At 58.6% G+C, this 18,295-nt stretch carries 14 protein-coding genes; 3 read left to right on the top strand and 11 right to left on the bottom strand.

Translation table 11 applies throughout. The annotated features are described in order from the left end of the window. Window positions 1-30 precede the first annotated feature (30 nt). The 11 genes from GSP01_RS04375 to mutM form a co-directional block, all read right to left on the bottom strand. Window positions 31-669 carry a thiamine phosphate synthase gene (locus tag GSP01_RS04375; protein WP_141351319.1) on the bottom strand — a complete coding sequence of 213 codons (639 nt, stop codon included), beginning with the start codon at window positions 667-669 and terminating at the stop codon, window positions 31-33. Window positions 670-785: 116 nt separating this feature from the next. Continuing rightward, on the bottom strand, window positions 786-3,752 hold the full coding sequence (locus tag GSP01_RS04370) for an FAD-binding and (Fe-S)-binding domain-containing protein (protein WP_141351104.1): 2,967 nt from the start codon (window positions 3,750-3,752) through the stop codon (window positions 786-788). Window positions 3,753-3,829: 77 nt separating this feature from the next. Beyond that, a complete protein-coding gene (gene glmS / locus GSP01_RS04365; RefSeq protein ID WP_141351102.1) occupies window positions 3,830-5,656 on the bottom strand; it encodes a glutamine--fructose-6-phosphate transaminase (isomerizing) in 1,827 nt (608 codons plus the stop codon). Beyond that, window positions 5,656-6,990: a bifunctional UDP-N-acetylglucosamine diphosphorylase/glucosamine-1-phosphate N-acetyltransferase GlmU gene (glmU, locus tag GSP01_RS04360; protein ID WP_141351100.1), complete on the bottom strand. Its 1,335-nt coding sequence runs from the start codon at window positions 6,988-6,990 to the stop codon at window positions 5,656-5,658. Before glmU ends, glmS begins: the two co-directional genes overlap by 1 nt. A gap of 104 nt (window positions 6,991-7,094) precedes the next feature. Then, window positions 7,095-7,844 carry a DUF3108 domain-containing protein gene (locus GSP01_RS04355; RefSeq protein WP_228123810.1) on the bottom strand — a complete coding sequence of 250 codons (750 nt, stop codon included), beginning with the start codon at window positions 7,842-7,844 and terminating at the stop codon, window positions 7,095-7,097. A gap of 31 nt (window positions 7,845-7,875) precedes the next feature. Beyond that, window positions 7,876-10,320, bottom strand: coding sequence for a DNA topoisomerase (ATP-hydrolyzing) subunit B (gene gyrB, locus GSP01_RS04350; protein WP_141351096.1), 2,445 nt, complete (start codon window positions 10,318-10,320; stop codon window positions 7,876-7,878). Between the two features lie 85 nt (window positions 10,321-10,405). Next, window positions 10,406-11,509 carry a DNA replication/repair protein RecF gene (gene recF / locus GSP01_RS04345; RefSeq protein WP_141351094.1) on the bottom strand — a complete coding sequence of 368 codons (1,104 nt, stop codon included), beginning with the start codon at window positions 11,507-11,509 and terminating at the stop codon, window positions 10,406-10,408. Window positions 11,510-11,522: 13 nt separating this feature from the next. After that, window positions 11,523-12,647 carry a DNA polymerase III subunit beta gene (gene dnaN, locus GSP01_RS04340; RefSeq protein WP_141351092.1) on the bottom strand — a complete coding sequence of 375 codons (1,125 nt, stop codon included), beginning with the start codon at window positions 12,645-12,647 and terminating at the stop codon, window positions 11,523-11,525. Between the two features lie 90 nt (window positions 12,648-12,737). Further along, window positions 12,738-14,177: a chromosomal replication initiator protein DnaA gene (dnaA, locus tag GSP01_RS04335; protein ID WP_228123786.1), complete on the bottom strand. Its 1,440-nt coding sequence runs from the start codon at window positions 14,175-14,177 to the stop codon at window positions 12,738-12,740. Window positions 14,178-14,501: 324 nt separating this feature from the next. Beyond that, window positions 14,502-14,771 carry a 30S ribosomal protein S20 gene (gene rpsT / locus GSP01_RS04330; protein ID WP_062031354.1) on the bottom strand — a complete coding sequence of 90 codons (270 nt, stop codon included), beginning with the start codon at window positions 14,769-14,771 and terminating at the stop codon, window positions 14,502-14,504. A 126-nt stretch (window positions 14,772-14,897) separates the two neighbouring features. After that, window positions 14,898-15,731 (bottom strand): bifunctional DNA-formamidopyrimidine glycosylase/DNA-(apurinic or apyrimidinic site) lyase, encoded by an 834-nt coding sequence (gene mutM, locus GSP01_RS04325; RefSeq protein WP_141351090.1) that lies wholly within the window; start codon window positions 15,729-15,731, stop codon window positions 14,898-14,900. Window positions 15,732-15,761: 30 nt separating this feature from the next. On the opposite strand from mutM, the gene GSP01_RS04320 reads away from it, so the two are divergent. From GSP01_RS04320 to dut, 3 genes are read left to right on the top strand one after another with little or no spacing between them, the layout of a single operon-like run. Continuing rightward, the gene (locus GSP01_RS04320; protein WP_141351088.1) at window positions 15,762-16,550 is read left to right on the top strand and encodes a class I SAM-dependent methyltransferase; all 789 of its coding nucleotides are present in this window, start codon (window positions 15,762-15,764) and stop codon (window positions 16,548-16,550) included. 4 nt (window positions 16,551-16,554) lie between these two features. After that, on the top strand, window positions 16,555-17,745 hold the full coding sequence (gene coaBC / locus GSP01_RS04315) for a bifunctional phosphopantothenoylcysteine decarboxylase/phosphopantothenate--cysteine ligase CoaBC (protein ID WP_141351086.1): 1,191 nt from the start codon (window positions 16,555-16,557) through the stop codon (window positions 17,743-17,745). 29 nt (window positions 17,746-17,774) lie between these two features. Further along, window positions 17,775-18,230: a dUTP diphosphatase gene (gene dut, locus GSP01_RS04310; protein WP_141351084.1), complete on the top strand. Its 456-nt coding sequence runs from the start codon at window positions 17,775-17,777 to the stop codon at window positions 18,228-18,230. Window positions 18,231-18,295 lie beyond the last annotated feature (65 nt).

The raw sequence follows: 18,295 nt of genomic DNA, 5'->3' as shown, positions 1-18,295 counted from the left end.
CGTTGTCTCGGCTCCTTCATATGGTCGTCTTCAGACGACTGGGCGTGTTTCAAGTTCGTGCTGTCCTTGGGAGACGGCGTCGAGCCAGCGTCTGACCTGCCCTTCCGGGTCCTCATGGCCGATGAAGTCGCTCATGACGGCAACCGTATCGGCACCTGCCTTAAGACATTCCGCCAGCCTGGGTACGGTAAGGCCGCCAATGGCAACCAGCGGAATATTGCCGCACAGCCCACGCCATTCTGATAGTTTCTCCAGGCCCCGCCCCGTCAGCGGAACACCCCGGAGCTGCGTGGACCAGACCGGGCCGAAGGACACATAATCTGGCTTGCAGGCGAGTGCCGTCTGCAGCTCTTCAGGCGTATGGGTCGAGATGCCAAATTTGGTGCCAGCGGTTCGGATCGCGTCAAGATCCGCCCCTTCCAGATCTTCCGGGCCAAGATGCAGCCATTCATAGCCCAGTTCTATGGCCGTCTGCCAGTAGCGGTTCAGCGCCAGAGAAATATTGAAACGTGCGGCCAGTTCCTGTGCCAGCAGGGCCTGAGCTCTGATTTCTTCTTCCGGCAGATCGCGCAGATAGAGCTCTATGAAACGTAGACCCGCTCCACCAAGCCGTTCCACCCAGCGCGGATGGTCGACGACAGCGTAAATCCTTGATGGAAGGGAAGACATCACATTTGTACTCCACAGGGCCCGCACGAAAAGCTGCGCATCATTGGACTGGTAACAGTGTTACAGCTTGGACGGGGTGCGTCCAGAGGCGCTTCATCGTTATGAACGTCCTGTTTTCAGGACCGTTCCTGCAACGCGGAGATCAATGCTTCCGCTGGATGGGACGGACGATAACCGGCCATGCGCTCGGTCTGGCAGCGGCAGGAAAATCCGGTCGCCAAGACTGGTTGCTTCACTTTCCCTGCCCAGTTCTGATCAAAGATCTGGCGGGATAGGCTGGCCCGTTCTTTCTGGTGTCCGAACAGTCCGGCCATACCACAGCATCCGGCCTTGCCTGCCTGAGCTGGCATTCCGAAATGCCGAAGGATGAAGGTCCAGTCGTCCGCGCTTTCTGGACGGGCAGCCTGTTCCGTGCAGTGCGAGATGACTGTCAGGGATTTGGTATCGTTTTCGCTCTGCACTTGGGCGAACGTTCCCTGCTCTATTTGCTCGCGCAGATAGGTTTCCAGAGGAAGAACGGCCGGGACAGGAGTATCTCCTGCGACTTCCCTGTATTCCTGCGTGAACATGAGCCCAGTGGCTGCATCCAGCGAAACGACCGGAATACCAAAAGCAGCCAGACTGCGCAGTTTCCGCAATGTCTGACGGGCCGTAACACCAAAACCCCTGCGGAATCCCAGAATGTGCCGGGCCTTGCCGTTGTCCCAGACGGGTGTGACTTTTACGTCCAGCTCAAGAGAGGTAAGGAGCGTATGGATTCTCTCAATGAGGGCGCCGTCAAAGCTGCCGGTAAAGGAATCCTGAATCAGGATTACTGCCCGCGGATTAAGATGGTTGTGACGCAGCCAGGAGCGGCTGACCCGACTGTCAGCTCCCAGTCGCGCAGGCTTCAGGTGGGGAAGATCCACCAGCCCGATCCGGGATAGAAGCGTCTGCGAGAGCGAATTATGCATCAACAGATTGGCCAGTGCCGGAGCCTGTCTTCCGACTGCCAGCAGTGGCTCCAGCCAGTACATCAGATAGTCGCGAACCGGCCTGTGGTTGTCGCGGAAGTAGGTTGCAAGGAACTTCGAGCGCATGGACGGAATATCAACGCGGATCGGGCATTGTGTGGCGCAGGCCTTGCAGGACAGACAGGTGTCCAGTGATGCCTTGAGTTCCTCCGTCAGAGCCGGGAGCATTCCGCGATCGGGTGCATTGTCCGGCAGGGAGCGCAGTCGGGCCCAGCTCCGGAGCAGCAGGGCACGGCCTTTCGGGGACTGTGATCTGTCTTTCGTGGCTTTGTAGGACGGGCACATGGCCATGTCCGGTTCACGGTTGAAACAGGCACCATTGCCGTTGCAGCTGATGGACAGGGCGTAAGGCTCACGGAGTGCGGGAGCAATATCTCCGTCGAAGCTACCCTTGAACGGTATGCCGTCAATGCGGTCCACGGGGTAGCCCACGCCACCTGGTGCCAGTTTGCCGCGGTTGAAAATATCTTTGGGATCAAAGACATCCTTGATCCGGCAGAGTTCCGCGAACAGCGTTTCTCCAAAAAACAGCAGGGAGAATTCGCCCCGAAATCCGCGCCCATGCTCACCCCAGAGCAGGCCGCCATGACGTTTCGTCAGAGCGGCCACTGCGTCTGAAATCGGACGGATCAGAGCCCGGTCCTGTGGTGTAAGCATGTCCAGAAACGGGCGGACATGCAGGCAACCGACATCGGCATGTCCAAACATGCCATAAGACAGTCCGTACCCATCCAGAATGTCTCGGAATTCGCTGACATATTCAGGCAGGACTTCAGGGGGAACGGCAGTATCCTCGACGAACGGAACGCCCTGTTTGTGACCTTCCGGACGACCGAGGAGACCAACGGATTTTTCCCGCAGCGTCCAGAGGCTCGCGATAATACCCGGATCAGAAACTGCTTTATGATCAATGGATTGGTAAGGAGAATTCGCAAGAAGGCTGACCGCCTGGGCCATCTGTTCCTGCAGGGCCTCCAGATCGTCTCCGACGAACTCAACGAAACTCATGCCCTTGACAGGGAGCGCAGACCTAGTGCCGAGAACGCGTTCTAGCGCGTGCCATGTCACGTCCTGCTGAGCTTTGGCAAGGACGCGGTCATCTAGCACTTCTACTGCAGACGGATTGGCTGGCAGAAGCATCTGAACATCACGCAGGGTATCGTTGAAGCTGGCATAGCGAACGACGATAAGCTGTCGGTGTTTTGGCAGACGTCTGACTCGCAGGACAACTTTCTTGGTCAGGGCAAGCGTGCCTTCCGATCCGGCCAGAAGGCGTGCGATATGGAAGCTTCCGTCCTCAAGGAGGACGTTCTGAAGGTTGTATCCCGTCAGGCCACGGTTCATATCAGGAAAAACGCGGTGGATCTCGTCGGCCTGTTCCGTGACGACCCGATGGACTTCGCGGTAAGCGCGGGCGGCAAGCCCTTCCCCGCTCATCGCTTCTTCCAGCTGTGGTGCTGTCAGTTGGCCGACCTGCAGGTCAGTTCCGTCCGAGAGCACGACGTCCATCGTCTCTATGTAGTCGGAAGTTCGCCCATAGATGCGTGACCCTTTGCCGGACGCATCGGTTGCAATCATGCCGCCGATCGTAGCCCGGGTAGCGGTCGAGACCGTAGGGGGAAAGAAAAATCCGTGAGGCTTCAGGAATGCATTGAGACGTGCGAGAATAACGCCTGGTTCTACCGTGACCGTTTCCGCTTCAGCGTTGAAATCCAGGATCCGGTCCAGATGGCGGGAGACATCGAGGACGATACCATCAGTCAGAGACTGGCCGTTGGTGCCTGTCCCGCCGCCACGGATTGCAAGGGTCAGTTTACCATCTGCAGCAGCACGGACGGCCCGGTTGAGATCTTCCTGTGTGCGTGGATGAATAACGGCAGCCGGAAGACGCTGATAGATGCTGTTATCGGTGGAAGATACCAGCCGCGACGAGACCTGAAGGTCAATATCCCCCTCAAATCCCTGCTCATCCAGTCGCCTGACAAAAGCTTCGCGTATGGTGATCTCAGAGGCGCTGGGAGAGAGTCCTGAATTTCCGGCCGATATTCCGGATATTGCGTCTCCACCCATATCTGCGTCTCCTTTAGGTTGTCATGTGTGATGTTATTATAATGTATGCAAAAAATTTCCCCCGATAGGAAAAACCTTCATTCAACCGTGACTGATTTGGCAAGGTTGCGAGGCTGATCCACGTCTGTCCCTTTGATAAGGGCCACTTCATAAGCGAGCATCTGAACGGGAATGGCATACAGGATTGGGGCCACGAAAGCGTCCACATCCGGCATGATAACAACCTGTTCCGCCACGCCTTCAAGACGTTTCGCACCTTCTGCATCGGTGAAGGCAAGAATGCGCCCGCCGCGCGCCTTCGCTTCCTGCAGATTGGATAGCGTCTTGTCGAACAGGATTGTGGACGGTGCGATGGCAACGACCGGAACGGTCTGGTCGATTAGGCTGATGGGGCCATGCTTTAGTTCACCCGCGGCATAAGCTTCCGCATGGATATAACTGATTTCTTTTAATTTTAAGGCACCTTCAAAAGCGATTGGCGTGCAGATTCCACGCCCTAGATACAGGACGTCGCGGGCCTGTGCGACAACAGCCGCCATCGCCTGGATATCCTTGGTACGGGTAAAGACTTCTGCAGCCCGAGATGGCAGATCCAACAGGCTGGCTGTCAGACGTTCTTCACGGGCCTGGTCCATAGCGCCGCGGGCCCGTGCGAAGTCGATTGCCAGAGCCGCCAGAACGGAAAGCTGGGCCGTGAAGGCTTTCGTAGAGGCTACGGAAATTTCCGGTCCCGCATCCATGCCCAGAACGAGATCGCTTTCGCGTCCCATGGTCGAATGCTCGACATTCAGCACGGAAACAATGCTTTGCCCGGCCTTTTTAAGGCTTCGCAGAACGCCCAATGTGTCAGCTGTTTCGCCAGACTGGGAAATCAGCAGCGCTACGCCCCGGTCCGGCTGCGGCGGCTCGCGATAGCGCATTTCGGATGCAACATCGATTTCCACCGGAATTCGCGCCAAAGATTCCAGCCAGTACCGCCCTACCATGCCGGCATAATAGGCTGAGCCGCAGGCCGTAATGGTAATGCGGGGAACCTGCGCCGGATCGAACGGCATTTCCGGAAGGGCGATGCGTTTCGAAGCCGGGTCGGTAATGCGTTTCAGTGTCTGCCCGATGGCGACGGGATGTTCATGGAGTTCCTTCTCCATGTAATGCCGGTAACCATCTTTGCCGACCTGTCCCGCCATGAAGGTCAAATCTTGAACCGGACGGCTGACTGCCCCGCCGGTCATATCGAAAATTGTGACATGATCGGGCGTCAGTTCGCACCAGTCGCCGTCTTCCAGATAGGTCATCTTCCGGGCCATCGGAGCCAGCGCAATGCTGTCGGAGCCGAGGAACATTTCACCATTGCCATAGCCCACCGCAAGCGGAGCACCATGGCGCGCGCCAATCAACAGGCCTTCATGACCCTTGAAGATCATGGCAATGGCATAGGCGCCTTCCAACCGTTTGATTGCGGCAAAGGCTGCGTCCCGAGGCTCCAACCCCTGCCCCAGATAATCATCGACCAGATGGGCGACCGTTTCTGAATCCGTTTCGGTGCGGAACACACGCCCCTTCGCCTCAAGTTCTTTCTTGAGTTCTGCGAAGTTCTCGATGATGCCGTTATGAACGATCGCCACACGACCAGATTCATGCGGGTGAGCGTTGTTTTCCGTGGGCGCGCCATGCGTGGCCCATCGCGTATGCCCAATCCCGGTCGTGCCAGGCAGTGGGTGTTCCTTCAGGACATGCTCGAGATTATCAAGCTTGCCGGCCGCGCGACGGCGCTCAATGTCCCCGGACGCCGTCAGTGTGGCGATGCCAGCGGAATCATACCCGCGATATTCAAGGCGGCGGAGCGCCTCGAATGCGATCGGGCTGGCAGGCTGGTGGCCAACAATACCGCAGATACCGCACATCAGCCCTGTTCCTTCCGAGCTTTGAGAGATTGTTTGATTTGAAGGCCCTGCCCGCTTTTCAGTGTCTGCCTGGCCCGGCCCAGAGCTAGATCGCCAGGGGGGACGTCACTGGTAATGACGCTGCCAGCCGCAATAAGGGCATCGTTTCCGATGGTCACGGGTGCCACAAGGATGGAATCCGAACCAACAAACACGCGCTCGCCGATCGTGGTCTTGTGTTTGAATACGCCATCGTAGTTGCAGGTGATGGTTCCTGCACCGACATTCGTGCCGCTTCCGATCGAAGCGTCCCCCAGATAGGTCAGGTGGTTGGCCTTCGCGCCTTCACCCAGTTCGACATTCTTGAGTTCGACGAAATTTCCGACATGCGTCTGCGCGGCACAAAGCGTGCCGGGGCGCAGCCGGGCATAGGGACCAATCATCGCATTTTCCCCGACTTCACAGCCTTCCAGATGAGAAAATGCACGAATGAGAGCACCGGAACGGATATTGACTCCGGGACCAAAGAAAACATTCGGCTCAACTGTTACATCGGCCTCGATAACGGTGTCGGTGCTGAAAAATACGGTTTCAGGAGCAACAAGTGTAACGCCGGCATCCATGGCTGCATTTCGTAGCCGGGTCTGAAGTGTCGCCTCGGCACGAGCCAGTTCTGATCGGGAATTGACGCCCGCCAGTTCAGCTTCCGGCGCTTCCACGCACACGACTGGTCCGGCTTTCGCAGCCATTTCAACCACATCCGTGAGGTAATACTCACCTTGGGCATTGTCGTTGCCGACATCCGCAAGCCAGGTCCGGAATTCGTTGGCTCCAGCACACATGACACCTGCATTGCACAGCTTGATGCGGCGTTCTTCTTCTGTGGCGTCCTTGAATTCGACGATCTTCACGACCCTGCCGTGGTTGTCCACAATCCGGCCATAACGCCCAGGCTCTGCAGGTCGCATTCCCAGAAGCGCCAGACTGGCGCCTTCCCTGCGCGCTGCCAGAAGGCGTTGCATCGTCTCTGCCGTAATTAGCGGATTATCGGCATAAAGAATGGCCACGTCGCCAGTGCCGAATAGATCTCGTGCCGTGTTGGCCGCATGTGCTGTGCCAAGTCGGTCGATCTGTGTGACGGTTTTGAAAGGACGGACGGCCTTTTCAAGGTCTGGCATGTCTGGTCCGGTGACGACGACCACATCATCGAAGACCTGCCGTGCAGTTGTGATGAGATGGTTGATCATCGGCTGGTTGCCCAGACGGTGCAGCGCCTTTGGCAGGCGGGATTTCATGCGCGTGCCGAGGCCCGCGGCAAGGATAATGGCAGTGGTACGATAGGTGCTGTCGGTCATATCCAGCCCGGGGTATCCAAACCGCGGGCCCGCGTCAAACGGAGCCAGCAGACTGTGTCATCACTTCGAATTGCCGATTATTGCAAGACGTTCGAGTGCTCTGTTCAGGGAGCTACGGCGTGTTGCATGACGACCATGACATGTCCAAGTTTGGGGTGGTTGAACTCGATCCGGACCGGAATCAGTCCCAGATCGTTAATTTTTCTGAACCAGACGGATCCCGGCTGGGGAGAAGCCAGTTTTGCCCTGTTTGGGGAGTCCTTAACGAAGCCTGCAAGCTGGCGCCCTACGAAATCACAGCGCAGCGCCTGCCCAGAATAGGCCTCGTCCTGTCCTTGCGGGATGTCGGCCACAGTCGGACCATGGACCACCATTTCAGTCAGCCGGAGCCCGTCAAAAATGATCTGCGTTCCGTCGCATTTCCCGGTCGTGGCAAGGGCATGCAGCAGATGCGCCATGCCGCTCAGGGTATCGACTGTATGCGGCAGGGAGCTGTCGGGGATTGGCTCGCGGTCGGTCTCCGAAGGCTGGAGATCGGTCACTTTTGGAGTATCGTTCGAGAACTCCAGTCGGACATGACGGCGCTTGCCGCGGGAAATGCCACCGCTGTCAAACAGGACTGGCTGCACGTTGCCATCGGGTGTGAACTTTCCCTCAACGCGGGATGTCACATCCATGGTCACGAACCAGCTGATCAGGCCCGCAGGCTTGATCTGGGTGCTACCCCCATAGCCCCAGGGTTGGAGCTGGTAGGATGTCTGCGCGTTCAGGACGTGAAAGCCTTTGAGGTAGACGGCATAGGCGGCATTGACCTGCCCCTCAGCGTGGGCCGGACCACAACTAAGTCCGGCCATCACGGCAAATGTCACTCCTGCGACAAGAGCCTTAAACGTCAAGATTGGCCACTTTCAGAGCATTCCCGACAATGAAGTCCCTGCGCGGCTCCACAACGTCACCCATCAGCGTGGAGAAGACCTGCCCCGCATCTTCCACATCTCCGATCTTGACCTGCAGCAGAGTACGGGTCGAAGGATCGAGTGTGGTGTGCCACAGTTGCTCGTCGTTCATTTCGCCCAGACCCTTGAACCGATTGATGGTCAGACCGCGACGACCCTGCAGCAGGATGCGCTCCATGACCGCTGCGGGACCAAACAGTTCGTAAGCCGTGGGATCCAGTGTGAGCGTGACGGGTTTTGCGAAATCGCGGGCCAGACGTTCCCATTCCGACACCAGCCAGCGGGCTTCCGCCGAGCGCAGGAGCGAAGGTTCGATCCGATAAACCTCGCCAACGCCTCGGACGGAACGTGCGCATTCTAGACCGGTTTCCGAAATGGAAACTTTCCAGCCGCGCTCGTTGGGTAGCGAAGCCCCATCCAGACGCTGCTGGAACTCGGGCATCCGCAATGTTGCGACAGCGATATCAATATCGAGCACACCTGAGATTGCAGCCTGCTCCATAACCCATACGGGTATTTTGGAAGAAATGCTCTGAAGGCGCCGGGCAGCAGTCGAAAGGAACACGATTTCTTCGGTTAGGGTTTCTCCTGTCAGTTCCCGGCCATCCGCAAAACGCAGGGAGGCATTCGCCAGGGCCTTGTCCAGCAGGTACTGCTCAAGAGCGGCATCATCCTTGAGATAACGCTCTTCCTGACCGCGCTTGGCACGATAGAGCGGCGGCTGGGCGATGTAGAGATAGCCCTGCTCGATCAGTTCTGGCATTTGACGGAAGAAGAACGTCAGTAGAAGCGTGCGAATATGCGAACCGTCAACGTCAGCATCGGTCATGATGACGATCTTGTGGTAGCGCAGTTTTTCGGCCGAGAAACCGCCCTGATCGACTTCACCCCGACCGATACCGGTGCCAAGGGCGGTGATCAGCGTTCCGATTTCCGCCGAGCCCAGCATCCGGTCGAACCGGGCGCGCTCGACGTTCAGGATCTTTCCACGCAGCGGCAGGATGGCCTGAAAGCGACGGTCGCGTCCCTGCTTGGCCGTGCCGCCTGCGGAATCACCCTCGACGATGAAGATTTCAGCCTTGGAAGCATCGCGTTCCTGACAGTCTGCGAGCTTGCCCGGAAGCGAGGAAACATCGAGCACACCCTTGCGGCGCGTCAGCTCACGCGCACGGCGCGCAGCTTCACGCGCACTGGCAGCGTCGATGATCTTGGCGACGATTGCCTTTGCTTCTTTGGGATGCGTCTCAAACCAGTGGGAGATTGCATCGGACGCGGCAGCATGGACGACAGGCTGGACTTCGGACGAGACGAGCTTGTCCTTTGTCTGGGAGGAGAATTTTGGATCCGGCACCTTCACGGACAGCACGGCGGTCATGCCCTCACGCATGTCCTCACCCGTCAGTGATCCTGCCTCACGCTTGGCCACACCTTCGGCGTACTTGCCCACGACGCGCGTCAGAGCCTGACGGAAACCGGCCAGATGCGTGCCACCATCGCGCTGAGGAATGTTATTGGTGAAGCACAGCATCGTCTCGTGATAGCTGTCGTTCCAGGTTAGCGCGAACTCGACACGGATGCCGCTTTCGGGATTGTCGATTTCACCCGTAATGGGCGGCGTGACAATCGAAGTTTTTGAAGAATCAAGCCATTCGGCGAACGCGCTCAGACCGCCTTCATAATGGAAGCGTGTCTCCTTCGGCTCGGCATGGCGCTCGTCACGTAGGATGATCAGCATGCCCGAATTCAGGAATGCGAGTTCGCGGACACGGCGTTCAAGAATGGAAATATCAAAATCGACCTTCGTGAAGGTCTGCTTGCTGGGTTTGAACGTGACCAGAGTGCCCCGGTCTTCGGAGGACGGCCCGATGACGTGCAAGGCCTCATCACGTTCGCCATGCTGGAAGCGGATCTTGTGCTCCAGCCCGTTGCGCCAGATACGCACTTCCATCCATTCGGACAGGGCGTTCACCACGGCCGCACCCACGCCGTGCAGACCACCGGAAACCTTGTAGGAATTCTGGTTGAACTTGCCGCCGGCATGAAGCTTGGTCAGCACGACTTCGGCGGCGCTGATACCTTCTTCGGGGTGCAGGTCGGTCGGAATACCACGGCCATCGTCGCGCACCGAAACGGAACCGTCACCGTTCAGGGTCAGGATGCAGTAGGTTGCATGGCCGGCCTGAGCTTCGTCCACGGCATTGTCGATGATTTCGAAGACCATGTGATGCAGGCCTGAGCCATCATCGGTATCGCCGATATACATACCCGGACGCTTGCGGACGGCGTCCAGTCCCTTCAGAACCGAGATGGAGGAAGCGCCGTAATCTTCACCGTCTGCGCCAGGAATCTCGGGCTGGTTCTGGGTCTCTGACATGCGCGTGACGGTCTCCGTGGTACTCTGAATAACTGATGGATCAGTATAGCCCCTGCCGTTCATTTAGGCCAGCGGCGGTGGCGTGTCAGGACGGGGATATGGTGCCGTTCCTGACGGAAAAAAACTGGGCGCGGCCTGCGATTGGCGCGAACGCCTCGATATCCGTGCCCGTAATCAGGACAGGCGCCCGTAGCCCCTCAAGGCTGTCAAGGAGTGCGTGTCGTCGCATCTCGTCCAGATGAAGCAGGGGTTCATCAAGCAGAATGGCCGGCGCGTATCCCCGTTCCTGTGCCATCAGCCGCGCATGGGACAGGATTGTGCCAGTCAGCATGACCTTCTGCTGACCGCTGCTCGAAAGCTCGGCAGGACGTCCTGTAGCGGTGTCCGAAAGCGTGAAGTCGGCCCGATGGGCGCCGACAGATGTTGTGGAGCGCTGTCGGTCTTCGGTGCGGGTCTGTCGCAGGCTGTTCCTGATCCAGTCTTCGACTTCGAGGGCCGACTGGGTTGTCAGGCGGCTTGAGATGGTACAGTCCAGATGCAGCGTACTGGCAGAAAAACCATCCTTTTCAAAAGGTTTGGCGTTCATGCTCTCGATGAGCGCCAACCGCGCCGCAGATGCTGCAACCGCATGGCGAGCAATGGAATCTTCTATGGAAGTAAGCCATTCCGCTTCGTTCGAACGTTCTGCCAGAACCCGATTTCGACTGACAACCGACCGGTCATGCGCTGCGATCTGGCGGCCATGATCGGGAGACAGCGCCATGACCAGCCTGTCCAAAAACCGCCGCCGGCCGCTCGATCCTTCCTGAAAAAGCCGGTCCATCTGGGGCGTCAGCCAGACACAGGAAAACCTTTGCCCGATCAGAGCCTGAGAGCGGATGCTTTCCCCATCGAGGCGAAATGTCCGGCGCTGTTTTTCGCTTAGATCGCTTCCAGTGCCGATTTGAAACTCGTCCAGTCCGGACTGGAACGTGGCCGAAACCCCCCATCGTTCTGCGCCCTGACGGCACAACGCGGGAAGTGCGGCTCCTCGCAGGCCTCGACCAGGCGCCAACAGGGAAACGGCTTCAAGCAGATTGGTCTTTCCGGACCCGTTCTCCCCCGTCAGAACCAGAATGGAGGCATCCGGGGTCCAGACGGTATGGGTGTAGTTTCGGAAATCCGTCAGCGCGAGCCGGTTTAGTTTCAATCGTGGCTCGTGCTCAGACCCGCATGGGCATCAGGACATACAGCGCCGCAGGCGACGCCGTGTCACGGACGATGGTTGGGGCGGAGCTGTCGGAGAACGCGAATTCCACTTCCACGTCGATCTGGTCGGTAATATCTGTCAGGTAACGAGCCTGAAAACCTATCTCTATCGGCGCTGCGTCGTAGGAAACGGAGTTTTCGTCCAGTTCCTCATGGGCCACGCCCTGATCGGGGCTGGTGGCAGAGAGATTGAGCATGTTTTGCGTCACCGACAGCTTGACCGGGCGTGAACGCTCCTGGCTGATAGCTGCGACGCGACCAACAGCTGCTGCAAAGTCGCGCTTTCCAACGCGCAGGATGCGGTCATTGCCCTTGGGAATGACGCGCTCATATTCCGGAAAGGTTCCGTCGATTAGTTTGGAGGTGAGAAGGACGGGGCCAGCCTGGAACTGGATCCGCGTGTCAGACAGGGAGACTTCCAGATCAGCCGCCCCTTCATCCAGAAGCTTGCGCAGTTCGTTGACGGTCTTGCGGGGAATGATGACGCCGGGCATGCCGCGCGCACCTTCGGGCAGATCCGCCTCAACACGAGCGAGACGATGACCGTCTGTAGCAACGGCCCGCAGCATTGGAATAGCACCGTTTTCCGCAACATGCAGATAGATGCCATTCAGGTAATAACGGGTTTCTTCGTTGGAGATGGCGAACTTCGTGCGGTCAATCAGCCCACGAAGTGTTGCAGCAGGGATAGTGAAGCGATGTGGCAGATCACCGGCAACCATGGCTGGGAAATCATCGACCGGCAGTACGTTCAGGCTGGTGGCGTAGCGGCCTGCCCGCAGGGCGAGTGGTGCTTCGCTGTCCTGATGATCGAATTCAAGTGCGACGCCATCAGGCAGCTTGCGCACGATCTCGAAGAGTACGGCAGCCGGAACGGTCGTGGAGCCGGAACGTTCACCTGTCGCGGGCACATCTTCCACGACGGCGATTTCCATATCAGTCGCCGTCAGACGCAGGACGTCATCCTGATAGGTCATCAGGACGTTGGCCAGGATGGGAATGGTATTCCGCTTTTCTGCAACGCCATGAATATGCGCCAGAGCCCGTTGCAGCAGGGTACGGTCAACCTTGAATTTCATTCCGAGCCTCGGCGAAGATCTTGAATTAATTGAGAGAACCTAGCAGACCCCCGCCCCTCGGGAAAGAGAGGGATCGGAGGTCCAGGCAGGTCAGCCTTCCAGCATCCGGCGCAGCAGTTCTACGTCCTCGGCGAAGGACGCGTCCTGATCCATCAGCTCGGTAACGCGGTTGACGGCGTGCATGACGGTGGTGTGGTCGCGGTTGCCGAATTTACGCCCGATTTCCGGAAGGGACCGGCTTGTCAGCTGCTTGGCCAGATACATGGCCACCTGACGCGGGCGTGCCACGGCCCGGGCTCGGCGTGCCGAAGACATGTCCGTGAGGCGGATATTCCAGTGCTCGGAAACCTTGCGCTGGATTTCCTCGATCGTGACGCGGCGATCATGAGCCTTTAGCATGTCCTTGAGAACATCCTGCGTCGTATCGAGAGTCACAGGACGTCCAACCAGATCAGCGTGGGCGATCAGACGGTTCAGTGCACCTTCAAGTTCACGCACATTGGTCGTGATCTTGTGGGCAAGATATTCCAGAACCTTGGACGGGACATGCGTGCCCGAAGCCTTGGCCTTCGCTTCCAGAATGGAGATGCGCAGCTCGAAGGTCGTGGCGTGAATGTCTGCGACCATACCGCAGCCTAGTCGGGTCCGCAGGCGGTCTTCGAGGCCCGATAGGTCGGACGGACTCTTGTCAGCGCTGACGATGATCTGACGACCCGCATCGACCAGAGCATTGAATGTATGGAAGAATTCTTCCTGCGTGTTGTCCTTGCCGATCAGGAACTGAAGATCGTCAATCATCAGCACGTCAACGGAACGAAGCTGTTCCTTGAATTCCATCGTGGACTGTGAACGGATGGCCGCGATAAAGCGATACATAAACTTTTCCGCGGACATGTAAGCCACGGAGACCTTGCCGGTCCGGGTTAGTTCCGTTCCGATGGCGTGCATCAGATGGGTTTTGCCGAGACCGACGCCGCCGTACAAGAATAGCGGATTAAAGCCTGGGCTCGACGGTTTTTCGGCCACACGGCGGGCGCAGGCATAGGCAAACTCGTTGGGTTTGCCGACAATGAAGGTATCAAATGTAAAGCGCGGATCGAGCGGAACAGCCAGATCGCTGCGGCTTTCCGGTGCAGTAGCCTGCGGCGCGAGTTCATGCCTTTCGCCCGGAGCGTCTTCCCCTTCCTCTGCGTCGCTCATGGAGACTTCAGGTAGGCCCCGCTTGACCTGAAGCTCGACCCCCTTGATGTCCTCGCGCTCGGTGCGCCAGAGTGTCTGAAGCCGTTCCTCATACTGGCTACGGACCCAGTCACGCAGGAAGCGAGTGGGTAGGTAGAGGGTTAGTTCATCTTCTTCGAGTGGTCCCAGAACGATCTGCCGGAGCCATGTCCGGTATTCGACCTCGCCAACCTCACTCTTCAGCTTCTCACGAACGCGGATCCAAGCGGTTTCCAGCGGTGTCGTCGAACCGGGGGCGGAGGCGCTGGCGTCCAGATACTGAGCGTTTTCCACCATTGTACCCCCTTTCATATCCATTCCCGCACAGGGCGGGTATCAGTTGTGGTTCCCTGCGCGCAGGGTGATTGTGTTCTCGACAGAAATTTGCAGCAGAAAAGCTGGCGAATTTCCGGAGAAGCCAGAGCATCCGATACCTTTTTGTCGAACGCTCAGAATAGGCGTCCGCTCAGTCCGAAGCAAGCTGGAACACGAAGGGTTCAGCGGGATGTCATGAGGGTGTTCCCCATCGGCAACCCGGGGGCAGATGCTCGGGAAAAAGATGTCAGGAGCTGCAGCCAAAAAAGAACGCGCTCCTGGAGGGGAGCGCGTTCTTCAGTTCCGACCCGAAGGTGAAGCTTAGGCGGTTGCCAGAGCTTTCACGCGAGCGGACAGGCGGGAGAGCTTGCGGCTGATCGTGTTCTTTGCGATCACACCCTTGCCTGCTGCGCGCTGCATTTCCGGCTGTGCAACCTTGAAGGCTTCCGCAGCAGCGGACTTGTCGCCGGACTGGATGGCGAGTTCGACCTTCTTGATGAACGTACGCATACGGGACATGCGGGCAACGTTGCGCTCACGGCGACGTTCATTCTGACGGATGCGCTTGCGGGCAGAAGCTGTGTTTGCCATGGATCTTTCGGTTCACTTTGCGTTTTGGTCGCGTAAATGGTTGGCGCCCTCTACTCTGTTAGAGCGGGTCCCGTCAAGCGTTTTGCACATTTTACACAGGATGGGGGCATCTTCTTGTTGCGCTGCCTATTCCTGGCAGATTGGACAGAAGAACGTTGAACGGCCTGATTGCGTTATGCGCTGGATCGGACTTCCTGCACCGCAATTGGGACACGGAGTGCCTTCGCGTCCATAGACAAGATGTAGGTCCTGAAATCCGCCTTTCGTGCCGTCAGCCTGCACATAGTCGCGCAGTGATGATCCTCCGGAGGCGATGGCCTGCTCCAGGATCTGCGGAATGGCCTCCGCGAGGGCGGCGCTCTCTTTTCCCATCAGGGTGCTGGCCTGTCGTTCGGGATGAATGCCGCACCGGAACAGCGCCTCGCACACATAGATATTGCCAAGACCTGCGATTAGCTTCTGGTCCAGCAGCGTGGATTTGATCGGCGAACGCCTGCCCCGGAACAGGTCCACCAATGTCGGACCGCTCATGGCGTCCGAAAGTGGCTCCACTCCCAGATGAGCCAGAAGGCGGTGACTGTCCTCTTCAGCTGTCCGTACAAGATCGACCATGCCAAAACGCCGGGGATCCACCAGCCCCGCTCTCGCGCCGCTGTCCGTTTCTAGGACCAGATGTTCGTGTGTTGGCGGAGTCGCGTTTGTCCCTGCCCGGCCAATCATGAGTCGGCCCGACATACCCAGATGCAGCAACATGCTCCAGCCGCCATCAAGACGCATGAGAATGTACTTCGCGCGTCTTCGGAACGAGAGAACGCGTTTCCCTTCCAGCTTCTCCCGCAGATCTGCGGGAAACGGCCATCGAAGATCGGGGCGGTTGACGGAAACATGGCTGATTCGATGCCCTTCGAAGGCATCACGAAACCCGCGCATGACGGTTTCAACTTCTGGAAGCTCTGGCATGGCTGGCCTCAACGATATATCGATTGCCCCATGACCGATAGCGCAGAACACAACGCCTCGCCCTTCCAGTCCTCCGAACACGCCGAGGACACCATCGATTTCGGCTACCGCAATGTCCCGCGTGGCCAGAAAAAGACGATGGTCCGGGAAGTGTTCGAGAGTGTCGCCGGGAAATACGACATCATGAATGATGTGATGTCGCTGGGAATTCACCGCGTCTGGAAACGCATTTTCGTTGGAATGCTCAACCCGCGGCCCAATATGAAGCTGCTGGATCTGGCAGGCGGTACAGGTGACATCACGTTTGGCTGGCTCCGTGCCGGGGGTGGTCCGGCCATTCTGTCCGATATCAATGCCGCCATGCTGTCCGTGGGGCGTGACCGCGCCATCAAGGCCGGGTTGATCGGCAAGATCGAGGTCTGTGTCGTAGACGCAGAAGCCATTCCCCTCCCCGACTGCTCCGTTGATCGCGTGACGATTGCGTTCGGCCTGCGCAACTGCACGGACAAGCCGGCTGTCCTGCGCGAGGCACGTCGTGTCCTAAAGCCAGGTGGACGCTTCTTCTGCCTTGAGTTCTCGCAGGTCGAAATCGCGGCTCTCGCACCGATTTATGATCTCTGGTCCTTTCAGGTTCTGCCCAAGATGGGTCAGATCATCGCAAAGGACTCCGAGAGCTACCAGTATCTCGCCGAGAGCATCCGCATGTTCCCCGATCAGGAAACACTGGCCCAGATGATGCGCGATTCCGGGCTGGAGCAGGTCCAGTACCGTAACCTGTCCGGTGGTATCGCCGCCATCCATTCCGGCTGGCGTCTGTAAGACCATGTGCCGCGTCCTGCTGATCGTCTCGGGAGGGATTGCGGCGTTCCGGGCGCTCGAACTCGTGCGCCTGCTGCGGGCGGACGGTATTGCCGTAACGCCGGTCATGACCGAAGCCGCCAAAGCCTTCGTCACGCCGCTCAGTCTCGAGACGCTGGCAGGCGAGCGTGTGCACGACGCGCTGTTCGAGCCCACGCAGGAAAGCGAGATCGGCCATATCGCTCTGGCCCGGAGCGCGGATCTGGTCGTTGTCTGCCCCGCCACAGCTAACATCATGGCCCGCATGGCCCATGGGCTCGCGGATGATCTGCCGACTACATTGCTTCTCGCGACTACCTCTCCCATTCTGCTGGCCCCGGCCATGAATGTGCGGATGTGGGAGCATCCCGCCACTCAGGTCAACCTGAAGTTGCTCGAAGCACGCGGCGTCTCCATTGTCGGGCCGGACGTGGGCAGCATGGCCTGTGGTGAAGTCGGCGCTGGCCGTCTGAGTGAGCCTTCCGCCATTCGTGATGCGATCCTGCGGATCCTGACGCCAGATCGTTCCCTGACGGGACGCCGTGTTCTCGTAACGGCTGGTCCAACCGTCGAGCCGCTAGATCCCGTACGGTTCCTCTCCAATCATTCTTCCGGACGACAGGGCTATGCCATTGCGGCAGCGCTGGCAGCACGGGGCGCGGATGTCACACTGATCAGTGGGCCGGTTTCGATCCCCGCACCTGCGGGCGTCCACCGCATCTCCGTTCAGACCGCCCGCGAGATGCTGGCCGCCTGTGAAACCGCCCTTCCGGTCGAGGTGGCCGTATGCACCGCCGCCGTTAGCGACTGGCGCGCCAGGGATATGGCGCCGGGCAAGATCAAGAAAAGCGGTGACGGACCGCCCAGTCTCGAACTCGTGGAAAATCCAGACATTCTGGCAACGCTCTGCCGCGCCCCACAACGCCCCCGTCTCGTCGTAGGCTTTGCAGCCGAGACCGACGACGTTCTGGAAAACGCGCAGGCTAAACGTCTGCGCAAAGGGTGTGATTGGCTGGTAGTCAATGATGTGCGTCAGGGTGTGTTCGGTGCCATGCGCAATACCGTCAGCCTGATCGACGACAATGGCGTTCAGAACTGGCCGGAAATGGACAAAACCGACGTCGCGGAACAGATCGCGCAGAGGATTGCTGCGTTCTTTGCCGATCCGTCTTCATAGGCATCGCGATCCGGGATAAGACAGAGGCCATGACGACAGACCTGATTGATGTGCGCATCACGCGCCTGCCTCATTCCGAAGGCCTTCCCCTTCCCGCCTATGCCACTGCCGGTGCCGCAGGCTTCGATTTCCTGGCCGCAGTGGACGCCCCCATGACGATCGCTCCGGGTGAGCGCGTTCTGGTGCCGACTGGCCTGTGCATTGCCCTGCCGCCCGCCTATGAGCTTCAGGTGCGCCCGCGTTCGGGTCTGGCCCTCAAGCATGGCATTACGCTGCCTAATTCTCCCGGCACTATTGACGAAGACTATCGCGGCGAACTCCGCATCATCGTCATGAACGCTGGTACCGAGCCGTTCACCGTCGAGCGTGGCACCCGCATCGCACAGGGCGTGCTGGCCCCGGTCTCCCGTCTGCGCTGGGCCGAGGTAGAAACTCTGGACGAGACGGTACGTGGCGAAGGTGGCTTTGGTAGTACCGGCCATTGATCCGGCCGGTGAAATGCAGAAAACACTTGAGCCTGCAAGACGTCTCTTTCTAACCTCTGCTTTTC

This window comes from Gluconobacter sphaericus NBRC 12467 (assembly GCF_006539125.1).
GTDB classification, from domain to species: Bacteria; Pseudomonadota; Alphaproteobacteria; order Acetobacterales; family Acetobacteraceae; genus Gluconobacter; species Gluconobacter sphaericus.
This window is presented reverse-complemented; position numbering and strand designations above follow the sequence as displayed.